Genomic DNA, 5,239 nt, shown 5'->3' on the forward strand with positions numbered 1-5,239 from the left:
GGTGCTGCGGGAACTGGGCAGCGACTACATCCCGGCCGCAAGCCCCGAGGCCAAGGGACGCGTCGAGCGGTCCTTCCAGACCGACCAGGACCGGCTGGTCAAGGAACTCCGGCTGCGCGGCATCTCGGACATCCCCTCCGCGAACGCCTATCTGGAGGCCGAGTACGAGCCGATGCTGAACGCCCGTTTCACCGTGCCGCCGGCCTCCTCGGTCGACGCCCATCGCCCGGCGAAGGGCTACGACCTGGCGGCCATCCTGAGCCTTCAGACCGTCCGCACGGTGGCCAACGATTACACGGTGCGGCACGCAGGGCGGCGGTATCAGATCCAGCGCCGGTCCATTGCGGGCGGCCTGCGCGGAGCGAAGGTGATCGTGGAGGAACGACTGGACGGGTCGCTGCGGCTGCGGTTCCGGGGACGGTATCTGCGGTTCCACGAGGTACCCCCGGTCAAGGCGACGCCAACGCCGCGGCCGGGCGTGGGGGCCTCCGGGCCACCCCCCGGCCCTCCGGCCCCCACGCCTTATCGTCCCCCGGAGGATCACCCCTGGCGCCGACCCTTCAAGAAAAAGCGGACATTTCTACTTTGCGGGAAAGAGGACATTTCTACTTTGCGTTGACAGCCTTCAATAGGCGCTTGCTTCCACCCGGTTTACGGTTTACAATACTCTTGCGTAGATCTCCGGCTCGAAGGGGAAGGCACTATGGGCACGCGATTCCTGGCGATGGCCGCGGCGGGTCTGCTGACGGCTGGTGCGGCCTGGGCCGCCGAGGTCCCCGGCCAAGCGGGCACCGACGCCCAGTTCTTCAGCGAACTCGGGTACAAGGACGTCGCCACGGCCGCCGATGCCGCCCGCGCCCTCGCGATCTTCGTCAGCGAAGGCGCTGAAACAGGCGCAGACTTCGAAGCTGCTCGCAACTACCTGCGAGGCAAAGGCATTCTCACCGGCTGGCTCGAGAAAGCCCAGCCCGGCGACTCCCTCGACAAGGGCCATCTGGCGAGCCTCGTTTGCCGATCGCTCGGCATCAAGGGCGGCCTCTGGATGCGGCTCTTTGGGCCCGTGCCGCGCCTTGCCCTCAGGGAGTGCGTGTACCTGGAACTCGTGGTGCGCGGAGCCGAATACGCCCACGTCACGGGGGGCGAACTGGTCGGCGTCATCGACCGGGCCGACCGCTTTCGTCTGGCCCAGGCCGGCAAAGAAGTGCCGATCGTCGAAGGCCGGCCGAGCGGCGCCGCGGAGGAACAGAAATGATGCCACGAGTGATTCTCGCCGGGACGATTCTCTTGGCCGTCGGTGCTTTTTTTGCGGCGGCAAGCGCGGTGCGGGCCGAGGCGCCGGTTGCCGAACCCGCCCCGGCTCCCGTGGCTCCTGCCGCGCCTGCGGCCGCGCCGGCTCCCGAGAAGGTTCCCGTCACCGCGAAGATCGTCGAGGGAACCGTCGAGACGCGTCCGGCCGTCGGCCAGCCGTGGGTTCCCGTCCAGGTCGGCCAGCAGTTGGCCGAAGGGGCGGACCTGCGGACCGGCTTCCGCGCCCGCTGTGTCCTCGACATGGTGGACAGCCTCGTGCAGGTCGAGGCGCTTTCCGTCGTCCGCCTCGGCGAACTCAAGCGCGAGGGAGGCGCCATCCGCACCCGCCTCTACCTCAAGCAGGGGAACACCCAATCGATCGTCGAAAAGGAGAACATCGAGAGCGATTTCGCGATCGTCACCCCCTCGGCCACGCTTTCCGTGCAGGGGACGTTCCGCGTCCTCGCCGGCAATTTTCAGGACACGCAGAGCCGCTTCGGCCTGACGAACCAGGGGTCGCTCGGGGCGCAGAACGGTCTCGGCCAGTTCTCGCTCCTCGGTCCCGGGCAGAACGGAAGCAACCAGTTTATGAATCCGATCTTCTTCCAGGCCTTCGGCCTTTTGCCGAACGTCGCCGACCAGTTCGGGTTTGAACTGAACGAACTCTTCGCTGCCTTCCAGGGCGGCGCGGGATTCCCGTTCCCGCCCGGCCTCGGTGGTCCCACCGGCCCGCTTAACCTCGGCGGTCAGTCGGGACAGTCGGGCTTTCTGCCGCCGCCCCCGCCGCCGCCCCCGCCGCCTCCCCCGCCCAATGGCGGTGGTGGCGAGAAAGACGGCTACGAGATACCGGGCTAATGATGTCGGGTTGCCTGAGCAACAGCCTGCCGGGGGAAAGGGCCAAGCGGGCCGGGCCGGAGAGGTGGCGTAGAGTCGGCGAACACGGATCCCTGAAGGGCGAGCCCGGTGGGGAAATCCTTGGCCCAGCCTGCCCGTTCTAATCCCAAGACCTTTCGCCGCGCTCGCCTCTGGCTGGCCTCCCTGATTGCCCTTGCGCTCGGCGCTCTCGCGGCCACGTTCGTCGGCGTCGTGCCCGCCGGCCGCAGCCTCGAACTTGCCGTCTCGGACATGTTGCGGGCCGCCTGTTCCCTCCCCGCCGAGACGGGGACCGCCCCCGTCACGACGATCGAGATCGACGATGCGGCCTTAGCGCGGGCCGGACGCTGGCCCTGGCCTCGACCGCAGCAGGCCGCGCTTCTCGACGCCCTCGTCTCCCTGGGCCCGCGCCTCGTGGTCCTGGACATCGAGTACTTTACGGAGGAAGAAGCGTACGTCGCCTGGCGACCGACCGCCGACGGCGGCCAGGAGGCCTATATCCTCTCGGAACCGAACGAGACGCTCCGCGCCAGCGTCGTTGCCGCCGGCAACGTCCTCGTGCCGTTCAGTCTCTACATCGCCGGCCGCGCCGAAGACGGCGATTCGGACCCGGTGCCGCCGGCGGCCGAGGTCCAGGTTCCGCCGTTTCTCGAGTGCCACGCGCTAGGCCTCTCGCCCGAGGAGGCGCCGGGACTTGTGGCGGCGGAGGGCCTGAACCCGATGCTTCCCGCCTTGGCCGAGGCCTGCGCGGGGTCCGGCTATACGAGCGTCGTGAAAGACGTGGACGGCAGTCTTCGCCGCGTGCCCCTCATGGTCCGGGCCGGGGATTACGTTTTTCCGCACCTTGCGCTCGAAATGGCGGGCCTCTGGCGCTTCGGTCCCGATTACCGCGCCCGTCTGGAGGGGGGCCGCCTCGTCGTCTCGTCCGCGGACGGCGGCGAGCGAGTGAGCGTCCCGGTGGATGCCCAGGCGCGACTGAACCTGCGGTGGCCCTCGTCCTTGAGTGTCATGCACCGCATCGCCGCGGGGCCGGTCCTCGATCTGGTCTATGCCCGCCGCGCCCTCGAAGCCCACCGCCAGCGCCTTGACCGCGTCCTCGAGGAACTGCGCGCCCTATTTCCTGGCGCGGCGGACCCGACCACGGCTTTGCTCGACTACCGGGGGAAGGCTGTCGAAGGCGAAACCGACGACCTCGAGACCCGCCGGGCGAAGGCGACCGCGTCGTTTCGGCCGTTCCTCGCCGCGTATGACGACCGGGAGAAAGAACTGGCGGCCGGCGCCGAGCGCGCCGCCACGCGGCTCCGGCCCCACGTCGAGGGACGCCTGTGCGTCGTCGGCCTCAACGCCACCGCCGTTTCCGACCAGCACAGGACCCCCATCAGCCGGATCCAGCCCGGCGTCACGGTGTATCCGGCGGCGATGCAGACGATCCTGTCGGGCGTCGCGTTTACGCGTCTGTCGGCGTGGGCCGAGTGGCTCATCGCCGTCCTCTTTGCCTGGGTCGTGGCGGCGGCCACGGCGCGGTTGCCGACGGGCTGGGGCATCGCCGCTACCGTTGCCCTCTCCGGTCTGGTGGCGGTTGTTGCGTGGTCGGTGTCAGCGTCGGCGGCGCTCCTTCTGCCGCTGGCGGGGCCCGTGCTGACGGGTCTGGTCGCCTTCGCGGGCGTCTCGGCTTACCGCCAGTTGACCGAGGCTAGCAGCCGACGGTGGATCGCACGGGCCTTCCAGCAATACCTTTCCGCGGAACTGCTCGATGAGATCCAGCGCGACCCCGAGAGCCTGCGGCTCGGCGGCGAGCGGCGCGAAATCACCTTCCTCTTCAGCGACGTCGCCGGCTTCACGTCCCTCTCGGAGCAACTGGAACCGGAGCGTCTGGTCGCCCTCCTGAACCGGTACCTGACGGCCATGACCAATATCATCCTGGCCGAAGGAGCCAAACTCGACAAGTACGAGGGCGATGGGATCCTCGCCCTGTTCGGTGCCCCCGTGCGGACCGAGGACCACGCCCTCCGGGCCGTCCGGGCCGCCCTCGCCATGCATGCCGCCCTCCCGCGCGTCAACCGCGAACTCGTGGACCTCGGCCTTCTGCCCGAAGGCCGGCGCCTGGCCATGCGCGTCGGCCTCTCGAGCGGCCCGGCCATCGTCGGTAACTTCGGCTCGGAGCAGCGATTCGACTACACCGCCATGGGCGACACGGTGAACCTCGGCGGGAGATTGGAAGAGGCCAACCGCTGGCTCCGAAGCCGCATCCTCGTTCCCGAGGCCACACGCCAGGCGTGCGGCGACGCGGTCGTATTCCGGCGGTTCGGTCCGGCGCGGATTCGCGGAAAGTCCGATCCCATCGTGCTTTACGAGCCGCTCGCCATCGAGCCTGCTTCGCCCGAGGTGAAGGCGGTTGCCGGCGCCTTCGGCCGGGCTGTGGACGCTCTTGCGGCCGGCGACTTCGCCGCCGCCGATGCAGCCATCGGCGAGGTCCTGGCCGCCGATCCCCAGGACGGCCCCTCCCAGATCCTCCGCGAGCGGATCGAGGCCGCCAGGGCCGGACGAATGGCCCCGGACGAGCCCTGGAACCTCGCCAAGCCCAAATAGCAGGAGCGGAGGCCGCTGGAACGGGAAATTTTAGTTTCTGCTTGACAACCGGCCCTGGCGCGGCCATATACAATTAGTGCGGAGCGATTCGGGCATCCATTCTCTTGAGCGAGCGGTTTCAGTTCGAAAGGGCAGGTCTTCATCTCACCGGCGGTGTGAGATAGTCTGGGTAAGCAAGAGAAAAAAGAAGGGCGGCTAACCGCCGTCTTTCAAAGCGGCAGCGGCTTTCTACCCCTCGGTCGCTGCCGCGATTTTCCTACACCCCGCTTCTCGCACCCGCAGGTTTCTCCTCCGCCGGCTTCTCCTCGGCCGGACGGATCTCCAGTTCGCACGAAAACCCTTCGGCCGGCAGCGGCACGCCCGACACGTAGAACGTCCGTACGAACCCTTCCGTCTTTTCCGGCACCCAGTACACGAGGGCGCTTGAGTCCCGGAGGTTCGTCGTCACGAGGCTCCCCGAAAGGGCCGTCACGAGGATCTCCGCCTCGCC

General features: G+C 68.4%; 5 protein-coding genes. 4 read left to right on the forward strand and 1 reads right to left on the reverse strand.

Going from position 1 to position 5,239, the window contains the following annotated elements:
• From NTX40_03730 to NTX40_03745, 4 genes are all read left to right on the forward strand, one after another.
• Window positions 1-619, forward strand: a 619-nt coding sequence (locus tag NTX40_03730) for a hypothetical protein (protein MCX5648196.1), incomplete at its 5' end; no start/stop codon positions are given.
• Between the two features lie 84 nt (window positions 620-703).
• Window positions 704-1,252 (forward strand): hypothetical protein, encoded by a 549-nt coding sequence (locus NTX40_03735; GenBank protein ID MCX5648197.1) that lies wholly within the window; start codon window positions 704-706, stop codon window positions 1,250-1,252.
• Window positions 1,249-2,142 carry a hypothetical protein gene (locus NTX40_03740; GenBank protein ID MCX5648198.1) on the forward strand — a complete coding sequence of 298 codons (894 nt, stop codon included), beginning with the start codon at window positions 1,249-1,251 and terminating at the stop codon, window positions 2,140-2,142. Before NTX40_03735 ends, NTX40_03740 begins: the two co-directional genes overlap by 4 nt.
• 120 nt (window positions 2,143-2,262) lie before the next feature.
• Complete coding sequence (locus NTX40_03745; protein MCX5648199.1) at window positions 2,263-4,749, forward strand: adenylate/guanylate cyclase domain-containing protein; 2,487 nt, start codon at window positions 2,263-2,265, stop codon at window positions 4,747-4,749.
• A 256-nt stretch (window positions 4,750-5,005) separates the two neighbouring features.
• Here NTX40_03745 and NTX40_03750 read toward each other — a convergent pair.
• A partial coding sequence (locus tag NTX40_03750; GenBank protein ID MCX5648200.1) for a hypothetical protein occupies window positions 5,006-5,239 on the reverse strand: 234 nt, incomplete at its 5' end.

The sequence above is a fragment of the Planctomycetota bacterium genome (assembly GCA_026387035.1).
GTDB lineage: Bacteria > Planctomycetota > Phycisphaerae > FEN-1346 > FEN-1346 > JAPLMM01.

Bases quoted from the DNA above. Each gene is read 5' to 3' on its own strand.
- NTX40_03735 (MCX5648197.1), top strand. From the start codon at position 704: ATGGGCACGCGATTCCTGGCGATGGCCGCGGCGGGTCTGCTGACGGCT.
- NTX40_03740 (MCX5648198.1), top strand. From the start codon at position 1,249: ATGATGCCACGAGTGATTCTCGCCGGGACGATTCTCTTGGCCGTCGGT.